At 39.1% G+C, this 19,678-nt stretch carries 18 protein-coding genes; 10 read left to right on the forward strand and 8 right to left on the reverse strand.

What is annotated here, in order from left to right:
* The 7 genes from virB9 to E2H97_RS17155 are packed head-to-tail and all read left to right on the forward strand — an operon-like array spanning position 1 to position 7,881.
* The gene (gene virB9 / locus E2H97_RS17125; RefSeq protein ID WP_170308345.1) at positions 1-843 is read left to right on the forward strand and encodes a P-type conjugative transfer protein VirB9; all 843 of its coding nucleotides are present in this window, start codon (positions 1-3) and stop codon (positions 841-843) included.
* Positions 836-1,975 carry a type IV secretion system protein VirB10 gene (gene virB10, locus E2H97_RS17130; RefSeq protein ID WP_246029021.1) on the forward strand — a complete coding sequence of 380 codons (1,140 nt, stop codon included), beginning with the start codon at positions 836-838 and terminating at the stop codon, positions 1,973-1,975. Before virB9 ends, virB10 begins: the two co-directional genes overlap by 8 nt.
* A complete protein-coding gene (virB11, locus tag E2H97_RS17135; RefSeq protein WP_133408262.1) occupies positions 1,953-3,014 on the forward strand; it encodes a P-type DNA transfer ATPase VirB11 in 1,062 nt (353 codons plus the stop codon). Before virB10 ends, virB11 begins: the two co-directional genes overlap by 23 nt.
* Positions 3,011-4,864 (forward strand): type IV secretory system conjugative DNA transfer family protein, encoded by a 1,854-nt coding sequence (locus E2H97_RS17140; protein ID WP_133408263.1) that lies wholly within the window; start codon positions 3,011-3,013, stop codon positions 4,862-4,864. The genes virB11 and E2H97_RS17140 overlap by 4 nt, the downstream gene beginning before the upstream one ends.
* A complete protein-coding gene (locus E2H97_RS17145) occupies positions 4,857-6,734 on the forward strand; it encodes an LPD7 domain-containing protein (protein ID WP_133408264.1) in 1,878 nt (625 codons plus the stop codon). The genes E2H97_RS17140 and E2H97_RS17145 overlap by 8 nt, the downstream gene beginning before the upstream one ends.
* Positions 6,712-6,885: a conjugal transfer protein TraD gene (locus E2H97_RS17150; RefSeq protein WP_133408265.1), complete on the forward strand. Its 174-nt coding sequence runs from the start codon at positions 6,712-6,714 to the stop codon at positions 6,883-6,885. Before E2H97_RS17145 ends, E2H97_RS17150 begins: the two co-directional genes overlap by 23 nt.
* A 3-nt stretch (positions 6,886-6,888) precedes the next feature.
* Positions 6,889-7,881 (forward strand): ArdC family protein, encoded by a 993-nt coding sequence (locus E2H97_RS17155; RefSeq protein ID WP_133408266.1) that lies wholly within the window; start codon positions 6,889-6,891, stop codon positions 7,879-7,881.
* 51 nt (positions 7,882-7,932) lie between these two features.
* Here E2H97_RS17155 and E2H97_RS18945 read toward each other — a convergent pair whose 3' ends face one another.
* From E2H97_RS18945 to E2H97_RS17175, 5 genes are all read right to left on the reverse strand, one after another.
* Positions 7,933-8,682 (reverse strand): hypothetical protein, encoded by a 750-nt coding sequence (locus E2H97_RS18945; protein ID WP_218938225.1) that lies wholly within the window; start codon positions 8,680-8,682, stop codon positions 7,933-7,935.
* A complete protein-coding gene (locus E2H97_RS18885; RefSeq protein ID WP_170308347.1) occupies positions 8,682-8,825 on the reverse strand; it encodes a hypothetical protein in 144 nt (47 codons plus the stop codon). The genes E2H97_RS18945 and E2H97_RS18885 overlap by 1 nt, the downstream gene beginning before the upstream one ends.
* Before the next feature lie 134 nt (positions 8,826-8,959).
* On the reverse strand, positions 8,960-9,628 hold the full coding sequence (locus E2H97_RS17165; RefSeq protein ID WP_133408267.1) for a hypothetical protein: 669 nt from the start codon (positions 9,626-9,628) through the stop codon (positions 8,960-8,962).
* A gap of 1 nt (position 9,629) precedes the next feature.
* Entirely contained in the window at positions 9,630-9,968 is a 339-nt protein-coding gene (locus E2H97_RS17170) for a hypothetical protein (RefSeq protein ID WP_218938226.1), read from the reverse strand.
* Entirely contained in the window at positions 9,940-10,614 is a 675-nt protein-coding gene (locus tag E2H97_RS17175; RefSeq protein WP_133408268.1) for a hypothetical protein, read from the reverse strand. Before E2H97_RS17175 ends, E2H97_RS17170 begins: the two co-directional genes overlap by 29 nt.
* A 306-nt stretch (positions 10,615-10,920) precedes the next feature.
* Here E2H97_RS17175 and E2H97_RS18890 point away from each other — a divergent pair, with 306 nt between their 5' ends.
* Together E2H97_RS18890 and E2H97_RS17185 are read left to right on the forward strand one after the other, a co-directional pair.
* Positions 10,921-11,136, forward strand: coding sequence for a DUF952 domain-containing protein (locus E2H97_RS18890; RefSeq protein ID WP_170308348.1), 216 nt, complete (start codon positions 10,921-10,923; stop codon positions 11,134-11,136).
* Between the two features lie 144 nt (positions 11,137-11,280).
* Complete coding sequence (locus tag E2H97_RS17185; protein ID WP_246029022.1) at positions 11,281-12,441, forward strand: cysteine desulfurase family protein; 1,161 nt, start codon at positions 11,281-11,283, stop codon at positions 12,439-12,441.
* Between the two features lie 31 nt (positions 12,442-12,472).
* On the opposite strand, the gene E2H97_RS17190 is transcribed toward E2H97_RS17185, so the two are convergent.
* The 3 genes from E2H97_RS17190 to E2H97_RS17200 are packed head-to-tail and all read right to left on the reverse strand — an operon-like array spanning position 12,473 to position 17,748.
* Entirely contained in the window at positions 12,473-13,366 is an 894-nt protein-coding gene (locus tag E2H97_RS17190) for a phosphoadenosine phosphosulfate reductase family protein (protein WP_133408270.1), read from the reverse strand.
* Positions 13,356-16,817 (reverse strand): ATP-binding protein, encoded by a 3,462-nt coding sequence (locus tag E2H97_RS17195; protein ID WP_246029023.1) that lies wholly within the window; start codon positions 16,815-16,817, stop codon positions 13,356-13,358. The genes E2H97_RS17190 and E2H97_RS17195 overlap by 11 nt, the downstream gene beginning before the upstream one ends.
* Positions 16,807-17,748 carry a DUF4007 family protein gene (locus E2H97_RS17200; protein WP_133408271.1) on the reverse strand — a complete coding sequence of 314 codons (942 nt, stop codon included), beginning with the start codon at positions 17,746-17,748 and terminating at the stop codon, positions 16,807-16,809. The genes E2H97_RS17195 and E2H97_RS17200 overlap by 11 nt, the downstream gene beginning before the upstream one ends.
* A gap of 352 nt (positions 17,749-18,100) precedes the next feature.
* Between E2H97_RS17200 and E2H97_RS17205 the strand changes: the two genes are divergently transcribed.
* On the forward strand, positions 18,101-19,678 hold the full coding sequence (locus E2H97_RS17205) for a DEAD/DEAH box helicase (protein ID WP_170308349.1): 1,578 nt from the start codon (positions 18,101-18,103) through the stop codon (positions 19,676-19,678).

The following is a 19,678-nucleotide window of genomic DNA, read 5'->3' on the forward strand; positions in this document are numbered from 1 at the left end:
ATGAATCGACTTTCTTGGATGAATAGGTTGCTCGTCTTATTGGCTATTAGTCAAAACGCATTGGCACTGGAAACGCCTCACATTGGTCATTTTGATAGACGTGTACGCCATATCAATTTTAATCCTCAGCAAGTAGTGAAGCTAGTCGGTCATTATGGTTTTGCCACCGACATAGCCTTTGCCAGTGGAGAAGCCATCAAACAAATTGCGATGGGTGACAGTGCCGCTTGGAGTGTAACGCCAGTAGACAATCACATCTTTATCAAACCCAAAGCCCAGCAAGCCATCACCAATATGACGGTACTGACTAATCGCCATGTGTACCAATTTGAGTTAAATGCCTCACAGCTGAAAAACACTAACCAAGCCACAAGCCGCAATATGATGTTTGCGATAGATTTTATCTATCCCGATGATCTTAAAAATCAGCTACATCAACACAATCAACAGCAGTTACTTGATGATCAACTTAACCGTCACACCACGCCACAGGTGAACAACCAAAACTATTTCTACAAAGGTAATAAAGCCTTGTTACCTATAACAGCCTTTGATGATGGTCGTTTTACTTACCTTAAATTCAACCCTAAACAAGACTTACCTGCGGTGTATACCGTCAATAGTGATGACAGTGAAAGCTTAGTGAATAGCCATATCAATCCTGACTTTCCTAACACCATAGTGATCAGGCGAGTGGTTAGAAGACTGGTACTAAGGCAAGGCAATTTAGTTCTATGCCTGTTTAATCAGTCCTTTGATGCAGAACAGCCAGCAAGCTATCAAAAAACACAGATCCCACAAGTGAAGCGAATTGCTAAAAGGCATGGAGGTTTGCATGGCTGAGCAACACACTAACCAAGAACCAGAGCTTTCCAATAACCCCGTTCCAGAGTTAGGTAATCGAGTTCAAAACAATACATGGCTGACCAAAGCGGTGATGTTTGTTATCGCTGGATTAATAATTGTGTTGTTAGTAGCGATTAACGGTGGTTTTAGTCACGCAAAGTCTGATATCAACCCAACCCAACATCATTACACCATTGCCGATCATCTCGGTGCGCCACCTGAGCTAGATAAGCACTCAACCCCCACTAAGCCAACAACATCAACCGCAGATAAAAGTTCAATGATTCATACAGGGAAATTGGACGAACCCAACTCACCGCAGTTTGGTCATTTAGCTCGTTTAAGTGGCCAGAAAAAAACACTCACTCCACAACAACGCAAACAGTTAGATGGCTTATTGGTACTCAGTAACAGCTCGCAACAGGCTGTTCCAAGAAACATTCAACAACAAGACTCCTTGCCGGACATAAACCAAGAACAGCCTAATAGCCACTCACTAAACCAACAATTACAAGCCACTAAAATTCAGGGAAGTATCGCCAGTCGAATCATTGATCCTAACTTGTTTATCACTAAAGGGGCGTTTCTCGACTGCATTTTAGAAACAGCCATCAGCAGTGATGTGGCTGGTATGACTCGTTGCCAGTTAAGTCGGGATATTTACTCCACTAATGGCAAGGTGCTGTTAGTGGAAAAAGGCAGTCATATCGTGGGTGAATATCAGGCTGGCATTGAACAAGGGCAAGCACGGATTTTCGTATTGTGGGATCGGATTGAAACGCCCACTGGTGTGATCATGGATTTGGCGTCACCGGGAACCGATAGTTTAGGGCGTAGTGGTCACAGCGGCTATGTCGATGGTCATTTTGGGCAGCGTTTTGGTAGTGCCATGTTACTCAGCCTGATTGGTGATGTCGGCACTTATTACGCCAATAAGTCCAAAGGCAATAGCAATAAAATCCAATTCGGAGACACCATTGGCGGCACTAAAGATCTCGCTTCCATAGCTCTGCAAGACTCGATTCATATCAAACCGACTTTGTATAAAAACCAAGGGGAACACATCAATGTTTTTGTGGCACGAGATTTAGATTTTAGGAGTGTGTATGAGCTTAAACTTAGCCACTAACCAAAGTCCTAGATCTGATATCAATATCGAAGATTGCCGTTCTTTGGCTTTGCTAGAACATTTGAAATTACTGAATGCTTATTTGGTTCAGCCCAGTATTACCGAAATTGTGATTAATCAGCCTAAGCAAGTATTAACGGAATCCAATAAAGGTTGGAAAAAACATAAATCCAATGCCATTTCACTGGAATACTGCCAACGACTAAGCAAGTTGATTGCGACCTATTCAGGACAAAAACTGGATAGTACGCATCCGATTTTATCGGCTACTTTACCTCATGGTGAGCGAGTCCAAATCGCCATTCCGCCTGTGACTTTGATTGGCAAAATCAGCCTAACGATTCGCAAACCATCAAGTGTAGTATTTAGCTTGGATGATTATCAACAGCAGGGCTATTTCAGTACTCAGCATATTGAAGCAAATAACCAACATCAGAGTGAAAAACAACTGATAGAACTGAAACAACAAGAAGATATTTCCGCTTTCCTAAAGCTTGCTATCAAGCTTCGAAAAAACATCATTGTTTCAGGTGCGACTGGCTCAGGCAAAACAACGTTTCTGCGTTCATTACTTCAACAAGTCCCAGATTCAGAGCGATTGATCTCCATAGAAAATGTCGATGAGCTTCAGCTTTATAACACCCATTCTAATACCGTAAGTTTGTTCTACTCCGCAGGTAACCAAGGCATCGCCAATATCACCCAAAAGCAACTGTTAGAAGCCAGTCTTCGAATGAAACCTGACAGAGTATTTGTTGCAGAGCTTATCCGTGGTGATGAAGCCTTTTATTTTCTGCGCAATATCAACTCAGGGCATCCGGGCAGTATTACCACCATGCATGCTGGCAGCCCTAAGTTGGCTTTAGAGCAGTTGATGTTGCTACTAAAAGAAAGCCAAGCAGGTTCGTCATTATCCAGAGAAGACATTAAACAGCTTCTGAATCTGTGTGTCGATGTGATTGTGCAGCTGCAAGTGGTCAACGGCAGGCGCTTTGTCAGTGAAGTCTTGTTTAATCCAAAGACGGTGGAAGCAGAATGAGCAAACGTGGCTGGATTATTTTATCAAGCATCATTGGCGTGTTAATCGCAAGCCTGTGGCTCAGTGGCGCCTTGTTCTTATGGTTCGCTAACCTCGATGTAAAACAATCCAGTCCCTTAACCATTTTCAAGTACGCTTACTACTTTGGCAATCAAAAAATCACTCAGTTTTATCTCATTCTATCCGTTCCCATTGGCTTTGCGCCTGTTATCGCCTTTGTTGCTAAAAAGCTTAAAACAAAAAAGCAGCCACTTTATGGCGACGCTAAATTTGCCGATACCAAACAAATCAAACAAGCTGGGTTACTGGCCAAATCTGGCATCGTCGTGGGAAAAAAACGCTTTGGATTGTCAGAGCAATACCTACTGTTTTCAGGTCAGCAGCATGTATTAATGTCTGCGCCGACTCGAAGTGGTAAAGGCGTCGGTGTGGTCATTCCTAATCTACTTAGTTGGCAAGATTCCGCTGTAGTGCTGGATATTAAACAAGAGAACTGGCACATCAGCTCCGGCTTTCGAAAGGCTCATGGCCAGCAATGTTTTCTGCTTAATCTTGCTCCAAGAAACTATCAAAGCCATCGTTGGAATCCGTTGTTTTACATATCTAATGACCCCAGTTTTCGAATCAACGATATTCAGAAAATTGGTCAAATGCTATTTCCCAATATCGATAATGAAGCTCCGGTGTGGCAAGCCTCAGCCCGGTCTTTATGGTTGGGATTAGTCTTGTATTTGATTGAATCGCCGCCTTTACCTGTAACCATGGGAGAAGTATTAAGACTGCTTACTCAAGGCGATGAATATCTGGCTCAGCAGTTAGAGTTGAGACTAGATTCAAACGTCAGTTTATCTAGCCAATGCCTGTTAGCTCTTAAAGAATACCTCGACACACCAGAGCGTACTCGTGGCTCTGTGCGGAAAAGTTTTACTTCGGCTTTAGAGCTGTTTTATAACCCAGTAATTGATGCCGTCACCGCAGGTAATGACTTTGATTTACGACAAATACGCCAGCAAAAGATGTCGATTTATGTCGGTGTGACACCCGATGATTTAAGTCGTTTATCACCACTAATTAACTTGTTCTTTCAACAGCTGATTGACCTCAACACTCGTGAGCTGCCAGAGCAAAATCCACAACTCAAATATCAAGTCCTATTGCTAATGGACGAGTTTGCTGCCATTGGCAAAGTTGGCATTTTATGCAAGGGGATCAGCTATGTGGCAGGTTATGGCTTGCGTCTACTCACTATTATTCAATCGCCAGCACAGCTAAGAGAAATCTACGGTCATGATGGTGCTGAAACGCTTGCGGATAACCATGCGCTGCAAATTGTGTTTGCACCGAAAAATCCCAAAGTGGCGAGAGAGATCTCCGATAGCCTTGGTACTTCTACCATCAATAACCGCAGTCGTAGTCGTCAGTTATCAGGCAAAGGCGGTAAAAGTGAAAGTATTAGTGATCACGGCAGAGCTTTAATGCTGCCACAAGAGCTGATGCAAATGGGTGCTGATAATGCCATCTTACTCCTTGAAAACTGCCCTCCTGTGAAATGCCAAAAGCTGCGTTGGTATCAAGATAAACAGCTAACTGTTCGTGGCAATCATCCAGATAGAAATCATTTCTCAATACCAGACATCCCAAAAGTTAAACCCAAGCAGCACTCAATCACTATCACTCAAATTCGCTGCGCTGAGGATGGCGATACAACAAGTGTTGAGCAATCTGAACCTGACAATAGTGTTGCAAAGCAACCGAGCCAAACAGAACCCAAACCTATATCTCAAAAAACACCAATGAACGACTTGGTTACTGATTTCAAAAATGTAGTTGGAGATGAAAACTATGAGTAATGAGCAATTGAAGCACAAAACCTATTTGGCCGTGGGTTATGACGATAGAGCGCAAGCCCAAGAAGAAATAGGCAGACTCAACAATGGTGTTGCTGCCATCAGCTTTGATGGTGAACAAGGCTTGTGGTATGCCAAAGCTGGAACCGAAAAACGCAGAGTAGAACCTTGGCTGCCCGATCCCAATATGATGAAACAGCACAGTGATAAAGATCCCCTGCTTGAATTTAATAATGTGCTGGAAACCGCAGGCTTTTTACTTAAAGAGCCACCGCTGATGGACGGTCAAATTCATCGTGTTGCGACACAAGATGACAAACGAGGTCAAAAGAGTGGTGTCTATGCGGTGTTTAATGATGGCCATCCAGTTGGCTGGTATCAAGATCACCGGAATCACAGCGAACCGCAAAAATGGCATGCTAGCTTTGAACAAGCCGATCCAACCGCACGTCTCCATCAAAAAGCACACATGGCCAATATTCGTTATCAACGGGAACAAAGCCTTAATCAAAAGCAGCAACATCACGCCAAACGCTGTGCTCAGTTGTATCGACAACTGCCTATGGCATATTCAGGTCAAGGCTATTCAAGTCGCAAAGGCGTACAAGCTTATCCCGGGGTATGTCAGGATAAAAAAGGCCGATTGGTGATCCCGCTTTATGATACTGAACAAAATACCCATAGCCTCCATAGGATCAGCCCTAATGGTTTTAAATGCCTTAAAAAAGGCGCGCAAAAATCAGGACACTTCTTCGTGGTTGGCGATAGACCACTGAATGCCAATGAACCTATTCTCTACGCTGAAGGCTACTCAACAGCAGCGAGTATTGCCGAAGCCACAGGCCGCAGCGTAGTGATGACGGTAGATGCGGGTAATATGCCCAAGGTTGCCGAAAAAATCAGTGCCAAGTATCCCAATGCAAAACATCTGTTTCTTGCCGACAATGACCATAAAAACCAAATCAACAAAGGCATACAAAAAGCTAGAGAGTCAGCCAATTTAGTCGGTGGGCATTGGCTAACCCCTAAATTTTCTACCGAACAAATTCAACATGGCTTAACCGACTTTAATGACTTACATATGAGTAACAGCGTATTCAGAGTAAAAAAGCAAATCGAAGGCTATATTGAACGCTGTTGGCCAGAGCTTAAATATCAAAAACCAGAACGATTACAGCCAGCGCTTAATAGCATTATGCCTGTCAGTCCCACACTCAAAACCATAGCTACGCAGCCGCAAAAAACTGCGTTTGAACGCGTAAAAGCACCAGAAACTGAATTAGAGACAAAGCCAGACAATCCGACACAGCCTACGAAACCAAACAAGGAACAACCTGAGCAAGAAGCATCAAAAATGCCGATGCCCAAGCATCTGTATATGCGCTATACCTCTGCCAATGGCAAAAGCTATTTCCCCAATCGGAACTCAGCAGCACTTGCCTTTATCGACAAAGGCAACAAGCTCCAAACACGGCTTGAACACAGCAAAATCATTATGGATTTATTGGCCATTGCCGAACATCGTGGCTGGCAACAAATTAAGCTAAAAGGCAGTCAGAACTTTAAACGTGAAGCATGGCTTCAAGCCAAAATCAAAGGAATGGAAGTCACAGGCTACAAACCGCAACCACTGGACTATCAACGTTTGGCACAGCAAGGGATCAAAGTAGACAAGCAATCTCAACAAACTAAAGCGATAAAGACCCAAACTCAATCAACCACTTCACCACCAATGCAGCAAGCTACCATACAAGCCAAACCACAATCCGCATTAGAACGATTTAAGGAAAGATTTACCCCACAAAACTCAATTACCAAATCCCGTTTTGCACCAAATAAGGAAACCCATTATGAACACCAACTTGAACACTAAGCTCGATGAAAAGTTAGCTCTACTCAACACACCACAAAATATTGTAGAAGTAACGAAAGCAGAAGCCGATGAACTAGGCGCATTTGAGGAAGATGCGCTATCTGAACAAGACGCATGGGGAGCAGTAGAAGTTGATACTGATGAGGACTAAACCATGCAAACGAATCAAAAGAACAAAGTCCCATACCATGAGCAAATCGCCAACAAGCTTATTGAACAATTAAAACAAGGCACTGCACCTTGGCAACTTCCGTGGAAGCCGGGCGAACCAAGAATGCCTCACAATCCAGTCAGTGGCACTAAATATAAAGGTTCCAATGCGATATGGTTAGCTATGCAAGGCCGAGAAGATCCAAGGTGGATGACTTTTAAACAAGCCAATAGCTTAGATGCCAAGGTGATGAAAGGGCAACACGGCACCATAGTCCAATATTGGAAGCTGTTCGATAAGGTAGACAAGACTGACAGTAATGGTAAAAAAATCTTAGGTGCGGACGGTAAACCTATAAAAGAAACCATCAAGCTAGAAAAACCAAGAGTATTCAGTGCTGTTGTTTTTAATGCCGCACAAATTGAAGGTTTACCAGAGCTGAAAATCAAAAAAGAACCCGACTGGCAACGACATGAACGAGCTGAGAAAATCATCAATAATCTTGGTGTTAGCGTTCATCATGACCAACACGATAATGCCTACTACAGCCCTTCTTCTGATAGCATTCATTTACCCGCCAAATCCCAATTCGAAACCGCAGACCGTTATCTGGCGACCATTTTTCATGAGACAGCCCACAGCACAGGCCATTCAAGCCGATTAGATCGAGATCTGTCAGGCCGCTTCGGTGATGAGTCCTACGCCAAAGAAGAACTCAGAGCCGAAATCGCCTCGCTAATGATCGGTGATGAACTGCAAATAGGCCACGACTTCGGGCAACATGCCGCCTATGTTGGTGCATGGATACAGGTACTCCAAGACGACCCCAAAGAAATTTTAAGGGCATCCAGAGATGCAGAGAAGATTCAGCAGTTTGTGATGGGATTGGAATATGAAAATATCTCTGATAAAACGGTAGTCTCAAGTGATAAGAAAAAGACGAAGCCTCAAGTAAGAAGCTCAAGATTACCTCAGGATATGGAGTGTGAGCGCTGAAAGGTGGCCTGTTCAATAAACCAGACCACGTTGCTTTCTAAATCATAACATTTAGTTAGCGTGACACTCCTGTTTTTCAACTAACTTTAATTTAGCTCTTTTTTTATCTTCAGCCTCAAGAGCTTTAAAGTTTCGGATATCTTTTAATATTGATTTATAAGAAAAAAATGTACACATAACTTCATCTACAACTCTGTCTTCGATATCTGTATATTTTTTATCTTCATAAAGCCCCCATACACTAGAGCCACATTCAAACCTTTTACCCGGTTGATATTTGTTCAATATGTCATTTTTTGCTTTTGGGTATAAATAGTCACTCTTACAATTGAACGATACTAATGCTAATTGCGACAAATCTAGTACCCTGAGTTCATTTTGAAAAATAAAAGCATCCGAATTTGAAAGAATATTATAACGTTTGAAAAGCTCAAAAAGGACAGGAACATCTGAAGATGTAATTCCAATACCACATAACACTGATGAATGCCTACCTTGATGAGATTTCCTAACTAGCTCTGATTCTCTTTTAATAAACCTAAAAATATCAACTAATAGTTCTCTTTCAGAATTATAATTCCAAATCAAAAAGGACTTAACCTCGCTTCTATTTTTGTGATCAGTTTGAGCAAAGTTTACTTGAGGGTTTACAGACAAAAACGAGCCCCCAATAAGTGTATTTTTTTTATCCCAAGGATTGTAATTTAAACCTACATCTTTTCGATTACATTCAGGAACATAAAACTCAAGATCAAAAAAGATAGTGCGACACTTCCATGGTCTAAGCTTTACAAAACTCATTATTTCCCCTTTTGGTTAGGGTTTTGTTGCTTACCACGATTACCATGAACTTGGTCATATTGGCGATTAGTACCAGAAGAACCTTTGTTTCCATTTTTCATGTTTGAGCTATTATCTTGAGGCTTGATAGTAAGTGTATTCATTTCTATATCCCTTAAATTATTTCTCGGCCAATCAACATGATTGGTTATCAAGAGTTAAAGTTGTTCTCTAAAGTTACCTTTGTTCGAACGCGATACAGATTGAATGAGTGCACTGCACTCACAACCCCAAAAAATTAAATATTTTCTAAAAGATGATCAAAATCTACAGCCTCTTGATACTCAGAAGCAATAAGCAATTGATACTTATTGATAACTTCGTTTGTCGAACGGATTGAAAGAGAGGTTTGATAAGCAAGCTCCAAATCACCATTAAGGTAATGCATCATCATTTTTTCTCCCTGAGAAATTGCAGCGCTTTGCACAAGTATGCCCTGTACCAAACTTGAACCAGACAATATAGGTAATTGTTCAAATGGATTTGGAAGCTTTACTTCATCTAGCGGATTATTAGAGAATAGTATTTCAACCAATCGGCAACTTTTGTCTGCAGATAAACTAATACCAATAACTGATTGCCTATCAATCAAGAGCATTTGAATAAACTCTGCTGCCAGTGTGCGCTTTTTTCTCTCGACAAAAATATCTTTCACTTTTTTTGTGTCTGCGAAGATACACTGCAGAATCATTGCATTATGCAGTTTTATCAAACTAGCATGAGGTACTAGGATATTGTATTTATCACTGTACTCGATTTTTTCTCGAACAACATTTAAAAAGTTCTTTGCTGGACTCGACTTCGGAAATCGAGCTAACGGATAAACAAGATCTTTTAATGCCTTATTTTCCGACAGCTCAACACCGAATAGCTTTTTTATTGCTTGCGGTAGCGATAGATAATCCATGTCAGATTTTGCAAGATTGCTTCAGGATAGTTGTCTCAGAAAGACGATCCCTTTCATCATAAAATTTTGCAATGAATTTAGCCCTATCGAACCAGTCAGAGTGACAATCTTTAGTTCTAGCATACTCTGCAATAACCCCTAAACAATAACCTGCTCGGAGAGACTCGGATAAAGAAGTTGTTTGTGCTGCAAGTAATCGTCTTTCATTTTTGTTTTTCTGAATATTCACTAGTTCATGACAGCCTTCAATCAGAGACATTTTGGGCTCCTTTGCCTGAACGTTAGCAATAAACATGTTAGTCACTATTGCACTAAACAGCAGAGTTTTTAGCAGTTTCATTTACTTCTTCCTTGGCAGTATGTTCGTTTGTATCTTTTGATTCTGTGTTTTGTTTAGATTGGGACTCAGAAGTGTTTTGCATCTTGGCTACGTTTGCTGAACCTTCAACCTCTTCATTGTTAACCTCATCATCAATAATAAGTTTTTGACTTGGTACTGAGATATAAAGGCTGAATAAAAACGTAACCATCAAAATCAGTTGAAGATGGTGCTCTTGTGTTTGAAGGTAGAGCTCTAGCTTTTCTTTTGCACCTTGAATTTCACTCAGCAAGATGAGGCTCATCATTGACCACCCCAATAAAACGAATATTCCAAACCAAAAGAATGGGGTTGCATAAGTTCTCCAACTAGAAACACTGGTAATTGATGAGTAAATCAATAATCGGCAAACTAAGATCACTGCTAACACAATAAAGCCAATTTCAGCATTAGAAAGTTCAGCCAAGCCTTCTCCGTATTCACTAATCCCAATCAGCCCTTTTCGCACTAGTAAAAAACTCACTATTGCAATTATCGCCATTAATAAGAATTGAATTGATTTAGCTAGAATTCGGCTAAGCCCCCAGTCAAGCTGAACGAATACACCTTTGATGAGCATTCCCCAAGATAAATTATCTTTTGAGGATTGATTTGAATTACCTTCCATAGAAAAGATCCCTAATTACAACAAGGCGTATATTATATATGCGGAGATACGTAACGTCTGTTTGCTATTTAGCCAACTCATTATTTTTGTTGTTGAAGTCACAATAGATGACAATTATTAAGATTATGTCTTCAAACCTTTATAACTTTTTCAGTCACTAAAATAACCCTCAATGAACGATACTGTTTTAGTATTTTTCACATAAAAAGAACTTCATATGGTAAAGTAAGATTTTCAAAACTGGAAAGTCGTTGCAGCCAAGGAGAATGCTGCAAAAGTAATGGATTACAACGTAAAGGAGTGTATGTGAACAAGCTGTATCACATCTTAAAAGCCGAAGAGCTTTATCAATTCAATATTCAAGACCATTATCAACCCAGTTCACTGAAAACAAAGGGCTTTATTCACTTAGCATACGAGCGTCAGCTACAAAAAATTATTACATCCTTCTTTAAAGACTCTAGAGAGGTCTATCTACTGGAAATTGAAAAAGATTTGGTTCGAAATAGTATCAAAGATTAGGCACCTGATGGCATTGAGGATACAGATAAATATCCAAATTTGTACCAAGCACTACCTAAAAGTGCTGTTAGAAATATTGAGTATCTAGAACTAAAATATCAGAATTATTAAACATAAAATTTCTTTAATCAAGGATGTGAATGCATGTTAGTATCTTCTGATAATCAATTACCACTCCCGTTTATGATTTATCTAGATACAGCAGCTTCTTATCCTGTTTTACCTGAAGTTCAACAAGCACTTTTTGATGCTTTTAAGTTTTCTTTTGCTAACTCAGCATCTAGTCACAAATTGGGAGTTGAAGTCTCGGATGAAATACAGCGTGTTAGAGAGCTAATTGCAGATGAAATCGGGGCGTATCCAAGTGAGATAGTGTTTACCAGTGGTGCGACAGAATCAAATAACATAGCGTTTAAAAGCTTGTTGTTTGGTGGAAGTGTTCCAAGCAATAAAAAGCACATTGTTACCTCACAAATTGAGCATAAATGTATCTTTGCAATTTGTTCGTATCTCGAAACTCAAGGATTTGAAATTACTTATATCAAGCCAAATGAGAATGGGATCATTACTGCAGAAGCTGTTTCTGAATCACTACGTGAGGATACCGCTATAGTTTCAATCATGCATGCGAATAATGAGCTAGGAACAATCAATCCGATTACCGAAATTGGTGAGCTTTGTTTTTCAAAAGGAGTTTTGTTTCATAGTGATTGTGCTCAGAGTTTTATGAAAGAAGAGATTGATGTCGATGATATGAATATTGATGTTCTTTCGTTGTCGGCACACAAAATTGCTGGACCAAAAGGAATTGGAGCTGTCTACATTCGTGATTTACGAAAGAAACACTTACAACCTGTAATTCATGGTGCAGGGCAAGAAGATGGCCTGAGAGGTGGAACCGTTGCTGCGCCATTAATCATTGGGTTTGGTAAGGCGGTTGAGTTATTCCCACGATACTATAGCGATTTTAAAAAGACTGAAGCAAAAGACTATTTAATTAATAAGCTAGATTCAAATGACATTCGTTTTTCTGTTAATGGTAACTCGACCACATTGCCAAGCTGTATGTCACTCACTCTTCATGACACAAACACTTCCCTGTTGATCAGACAACAAGATGATCAATTTTGTATTGCCCAAGGTTCTGCTTGTACTTCTAAAACGATTGAACCTTCTCATGTATTAACTGCACTAGGTATGCCGAGGGAGCAGGCAGATAAAACGTTTAGAGTAAGTTTTCCTCTAGATATTACCCGTGATGAGATTTCTACTTTTGTTGAGGCCATAAAAAAAGCGACAATTTAGTCGCTTTTCAAGTAATAGGCTTTGTTGAAGCTTATTTGTAGCAAGTTACGCAAGCGCCGCCACCTTCAACTTCATCGTAGATATCATCGAGATCACCAAATTCACAAGTGCCCCCAAAATCACCAAGTAAAGCATTGCGGCGCTTTTTCTTGTAAAAACGAGCGACTTGTTTTTCATGGTTAAGAATAATTCTTTGCTTAACTTCGGGGTCTTCCAAAGTTTCTAAAGGTTGTCCCTGCCCCATCCAATAGAATTTTTCACCGACAACAGTATTATCATCCCCTTTTTCAAAGGCTTTTGCTTCTTCAAAAAGTTGAGGGTGCTTTTCTTTTAATCGAATCCACTCAATTTTGCGTTGATAAAAACAGAAAGTACAACCCGAACGAGAACGCCACTCATAGTAAGCAGGAAGCTCAAGGCCATTCCTTTGTAGGATGTTTTCAATGTCGCTTTTTACAATGCCACCTTCACGAAATGGAAACACAGAAGTAATTGGCTTCTCAATGGTCATGTAACCAGTACGTTCAGGTTCATCAGCTCTTATACCAACATAGTTCATGATTTTATAGCCATCAGCAATAAAGCCATCAACCCAACGTTCAAAAGGTTTTAGTTTCATTTGAACGGTACACCAGCGATCTCGTTGTGAAGGTAAGTAGTTGCCATGCTCTTTGAGAAGGCTAGAAAACTCTTTCTCTCCACGACCTTCAATACCATTGAGAGACCTTGAATTTAAGCGATGTATGAAGCCAAGCTTTTCCTCAAGCTGATCAATAAAATCATTGGTTTCTGGTAATTCATAACCTGTATCAGTAAAGAAATACTCGATATCCAAATCTGGTCGGGTTTCCTTTACATACAGAGCAAGAGCACTACTGTCTTTTCCCCCAGACAAGCCTAAGACATGTTTAACTTTATCTGTCATTGCTTTCAGTGCCTCCTGTTTCATCCATTAATTCTGTCAAAAGATTAGTTGCAACATTCAACTTTTCATCTTTAGACATTGTAGCTAATTCCTTTTTCAACTCTTCAATCTTGTTTGTGACACGTTGCTCACTTTCAGAAGATAGCTTCATGTAAGCGGAATACTCTTTGTAGTTGCCTTTGCTATCAGTTGTGATGAATGCCAAAGGCTTCGAACCAGAGTTGTTTTCGAAGTTACTGAAGGATTCAATTCTTCTAAACTGCACACATAAGTTTAATAGTTCATCAAAACCATTTCTTAAATGCTTATCCGTCCAGTTTCTTTCAGGTGTACCCGCTGCTAAGTTAATAATTTGCTCAAATTTAGCCTTATTCTCTATAAACTTAATAAGTCTAAGTGCTAATTCTTTTACATTCGGTCTTTGCGCAGCTTTCGCTACTCGCTCACAGCGTGCTTTTAACTCTTCATCAAACTCAGCTGACAAATTGGCTTTAATTAATTCTTTAAATCCTGTCAGTAACATATCGTGTTGAGCCGATAAGTCTTCAATTGCTGTTTTTAATCGACTTGCAAGTTTAGAGTCAGCATCATCTTGATCTTTAGATATATCAAAAATTGCAGGCAGATCTTCTAAAATCAGTTTGTATGGATCATTAGCTGCAATAACCTTGTTTCTGAATGCTTTTGCTTCTCTGGTTAATCCTGATTTTTGACCATTATCGGTAAAGCTCTCACCACTGGTTTTCTTAACCCAAGCGGGCAAACCATGCACGATCCTGACTATGTGTTTGGCAATTCCAAGTATGTCATCATTATTTTTCAGCGAACCGATTGTTGCTTGAGCTAATGTACTGAGCAAATGGGTCTGAATTTCAGACATTTCAAAATAACGTACACCGGCTTCTTTTGGGTGCTTATAAATCTTATTGACTAACTCTTCGTCCAGCTCAGGAATGAAAATGAACTGCTGACTCGAATCATAATCATAGAACGCTATTTTCCCTTCAAGTGACTTAAGCAGAGCTAATGCGTAAAGTCGGCAAAGACCTGTTGTTAAGCCAAATGGCGGTTTCATCCATCTGTCATACAAATCTGCAATAGTCACCATCGTATTGCTGTCTTTGATGAAGTTAAAACCATCTAGCCATAAGGCATACATATCTGGGTTACGTTTTTGTTCTTCATCAGACCAAGCACCAGGGAAACCAAAGCCCTCATCAGTTTTGCAGTGCCAACCTTTATTCTTTAAGCATGATAAGTAAACGCCCTTTTCAGGAGGAAATGAGTCATTGTCAAAACCTAGATCCTCCTCATCTCCATCATTAAGCATTGCATTCATCAATTTGCGAATTGCACTGTTTGCACTGCCAGAAGGTTTCGTTCGATTTACAAGTTCGTTGATGACTTTAAGATGCAATTTCTCTTCGCTTTTAAGAGGTAAACCTTTTATACCGTATTCTTTATGATTTAAATTAAATACGGTGTCTGCAATACTAGAAGTTGCAAATGACAAACTTGATTGACGAACAGGGTTACCTTGATGCTCCCAATCTGCAAAAGCAAACAGTTTATTAAGCTCTGACTCTACATTTCGAGAAGCTGTGATTATTCTTGTTTCAAGCTCTTTTTGAGCAATGAGATCATGTTTAATCTTAACTTCTTCTTTGGTGACTTTTTGTAAAGCAATCAATTCAATAGCGGCTTCTTTAAGATTATTAACAGACTTAAAGCCAGCAATGGCAATATGCTTTTCTTCAGTAATCTCACTATCTTTTAAAGCTTTTTCGATTGTTGAGTCAATTGGCATTAAAAACGTCAAAAATGACTCACTTGATGTCGGTTCGTTTTTAAAAGCGTTAATAAAAGCTGCATCGACTTTGCTCACCAACTGCGTTTTAGCCCATCGCATAGTGCCTGTTTGGTGATAATGCGCTGTCGCTAAAATGTTTTGTGGCATATCACAAACAGATGTCCAATCTACGCCATCACTTATTGACTCAATTTTTTCAAGTATGAGGTTGTGAATATCGACATCACTGCCTTGAAAGATAAACAAGGCATTGTGCTTGTTTCTGAAAATGACTACAGACCAAGCTTCTAAATCATCAATAGCCTTTTTAATTTCATTTACAGACACACCTCTAGCTTTAAAGTACGCAACGAGGAACTCTTTACTTGCATGCAAATGATGGTGGAACCCAAAAATAGTTAATAAGGCGATGACCTTAGTTATCGAATCATGAAGATCTGTGCCTTTCTGGCTTGCTCTATGAATCGCATCACATCCTTCAAGCCAAGCTTTACTATCATGAGAGGTAACAATGAGATGGTGTAAATTATGATGTAAGTAATCCCAGAATTGTTCAGGAGAATATAAAGCATTGGTCGATACTGACTCACTGTAATTCTCTGATAAAAACTCTCTAAATCCATACTTTTCATGTGATGCAAGGAAGCCGAATAAACTCCTTTCATTCTGAGAAAAACGTCTTCTTGAGATTGGGCCAAGTAGCAAGCTCACTAACGGATCAATTGGTAATGTTTTTATTAATGCTCTTACATTACGATTCTGATTAGAAAAGTGACATGCCACATTTTCAACTAATGAAGAGTAGTTATCTTCTAATGTGGTAGCCGTCGCTTCGTCTTTCTTAATTGAATCACCGACTAGAACTAAAGACTCATCAATAGATGGATTGAAGCTTAGATCACGATATCGACCTTGTACCTTTGCCCACTCTTGTTGTGCTTTTGTATCTTTGTTTTTGGCGTAATCGATAAATGCCTGATGCAAAAAACCTATTAATACTACTGGTGTGGAAGATTGTTGGCATATGTCGGCTAAAGACTGAAACAAATGCAGGTCTTTATTGGCTCGGGATTGAAAATCTAAAGCCTTGCCCATCTCGTCAAGCAGAACAACAATTCCATCATGCTGCTTAGCATTAAATGTGAAGGCTGATTTAATTTGCTCTAGACACTCTTCGTCATTTAGTTGAGCAATCTGTTTTACATCGTATTCAATGCTTAAAGACTCACTAACACTTACTAGAATTGAGTGCGCAGGCGACTCTAAGCCACATACATGCTTGACTATATGCCAGCCTTTTTTAACGTTCAATCTTGATTGAAAGTCTTTCAAAGCTTCACTGTGTTGATTTAACTTTGATTGTGCATATTGGCGCTCATCTACATTTTTTGATAGAAGTGAAGATAGAAATAGCGCAATAGTAGATTTACCAGAGCCATAAGGACCAGTTAAAGTATAAGTTCTTTGAGCACTTCCAGAGATATCTCGACTGATAGTATCAAGAACATTTATCGCTGTACCGTGAACGATAAAGCTATCAACAAATTCTTGATAATCATGTGCTTCGCTATCAATCCTTGTTGAACTTTTGTATCTCTGGTTAATTGTAATGAGTTCTTGTGCCATGCGATCAGTTGCCATAGTACTTATTTAAAAATGCTTGAGGTTCTTTAAGTAATGAATCTGAGATTTTCACCTGTCTTAAGCCGAGTGAGTCAATCCAAGATATATCGCTATTGGTAATCTCTTGAGCTTCATCCAGTTTTTGACCTAAGCCCGTTTCCGATAATCTAAAAATTCGTCCGGGAGAACATGGCTTTGTCAGTAAAGAATCAAAGTCGATGGTATTTATCTTAGATTCAGCAGTCTCTACTCTCATAAAATGGAGCAATGAGTAGATAAAAATTTCAATAGGTAAACTCTCACGTTCATCTAACTTACTGATGTAAAAACCACCACCCAGTTCTTGAACTAAATCAAGTTCCGCTAAAGGAGAGGTAAAATGATCTTCGTTAACAGTTTCTTTCTTTTTAGAAGAGGTGTTTTTAATCTTTTTACAGTATGTATTTAGAAAACAATCTACATCTTTTTTGATGGTATTCGGATTACCAATATCGTTTGTAACCATCAAGCTGCAATCGTCAATTGCATCCGAAATTAATTTTGATTTTTCAAAATGCTGTACATTTGAAAAGTTAAAAAAGTAGCGATAACTTGTAAGTGTTTCGAAGTTAAAATTCAACCAAAAATGAATCAGCCAAACCGAACCAATTTGTTCAAGGTAAGGATCTCTTCCGTTACCTTCGTGGTCTTTATCTTCAAAAAGGTAGTTCCCTAGCAATGTGACGGATTGCTCAGACTTAGTATTAGTAGACATTACGTTACAAGCTTCAGCCCAATAACGAATGGCATTAACCATGTTTTTACCAACACCGAGGTTTACAATGGCTTTTCTTACTGACTCTTCATTAGAAGTCTGAATTTTTCCACCTAAATTCAAGTGGTTAACAGCTTTATAAAGCCAACCATATCTAAGAGGGAAGGTATCGTGTCCCGTAAATTTTGCTTTCATGCTTCTGCTGTTTTGGAGGATTTGTCCAGAAATGAAGTGTATACGGGTTTTCACTGAGATAAAAGTATGAACATCATATTTATGGATATTTATACAGTGAGTCCATATTTTGAATGACTTGAATTATATGCACTAATTTAATGTATAAAAAAATTAATAATTTGATGCGAAGTTGTTATGTTTTCGTACAGCTAAATATGTGATAAATAGCGTTTTTTTTATACATCCTAGATGTTATCATAATTATCATAAGAAATTACTTAGATCTAATTATTATAAGTATTATTTTTGAACTTAATAGTGAGTAACGTTTGTGCTAAGAACTTTAGTTTATAGGTGTCCGGAACATTCATTGATACCTTTACTATCAGAAAATGCAATAAAAATTGCTGAATCTTATTTGAACAGAGAGTTAACGAAAAAAGAAATTGTAGACTCCTTGATCAATAAAGATGCTATCAATTTTATAGAAAACAATAAGCTCAGAAATCTGATCATAAAAAGCTTGAGTGAAAATGAAGCACGAAATCTTATTGATAATAAACTTGGTCTCGAAAAGTTAGGATTAAAAAAAGAAGATTACTGGACTTTCCTACAGGAATATATTCCAAATACTTTGACTGAATGGGCTGAATTTTTAGGGCTCAAAGACGAGTATTCAGCAGCAAATCAATCATCACAAAAAACTGTCGATACTTTGTATTCGCAGCCTAGCTATTCACTTTACCCTTATCAAAGAGATATTGTTAGAAAAGTAAATACATTAATATCTGACCCTGAGAAAGACCGCCTTCTGATTCATTTACCCACAGGAGCAGGAAAAACAAGAACAGCTATGAGTATTGCTTCAGCACACTTGTCAAATCGAGAAGACGGATTAGTGCTTTGGTTGGCCGATACAGAAGAGCTATGTGCGCAAGCGACTATAGAGTTTCATAAATCTTGGAGTGCACTCGGTAATCGAGGTGTAAGTGTATATTCATATTATTCTGACTCCAATAAAACTTTGAGCTCTGTAGAATCCGGTTTCATTTCAGCAGGATTGCAGCGGTTAAATTCAAGAAGAAATGGAAGCGAAAAGGCTTATTTTCAAAAACTTTTAGATAAAGTCTCATTGATTATTTTTGATGAGGCTCATAAGGCTATAGCTAAAACTTATAAAGAAACCGTCAATGAATTACTGAATAATGGTAGAGAAAAGTTTTTAATAGGTTTATCAGCAACCCCCGGGAGAAAGTTCTCATTAGACGATGAAACGGAAGATAGGCAGCTGTCAAAATTTTTCTCAGAAAATAAAATTACTATGGCAGTTGAAGGTTACAGATCACCTATACAATATTTGATAGATGAGAGGTATCTTGCTGAGCCTCAGTATTTACCCATCGATTACGAGGGAAGTACTAATTTAGAGTTTACAACAAAACAAGTGAAGGAAGAGCTCAATCAGCTATTGAAAAATCTTTCTACGGTTGAATCTAGAAACTCAGCGATTATCAAACAAGCAATTCTAGAATATGAAAATGAGGCTTCAATTATTATTTTTGCATGTAACGTTGAGCATGCTATAGCACTATCTGAAACACTTAATTGCTTAGGTTATCCTTCTGCCTCGGTCACATCTTCAGAAGATACAGTGCAGTCGAGGCGGTTTAAAATTCAACAGTTTAAGCACAGAAAGCTAAGAATATTAATAAATTTTGGAATCCTAACCACAGGCTTTGATGCACCATGTACGAACGTGGCGATTATTGCAAGACCAACGATGTCGTTAGTTTTATATTCTCAGATGGCTGGTAGAGCTATGAGAGGGAAAAAAAGCGGTGGTAACGAATCATGCAAAATTTATACGGTATTAGATAACATTCCAGAATTCACAAGTCTATGTAAAGCTTTTGGTCATTGGAATGATAACTGGAACGAAGTAGAGTAA

The sequence above is a fragment of the Parashewanella tropica genome (genome assembly GCF_004358445.1).
GTDB lineage: Bacteria > Pseudomonadota > Gammaproteobacteria > Enterobacterales > Shewanellaceae > Parashewanella > Parashewanella tropica.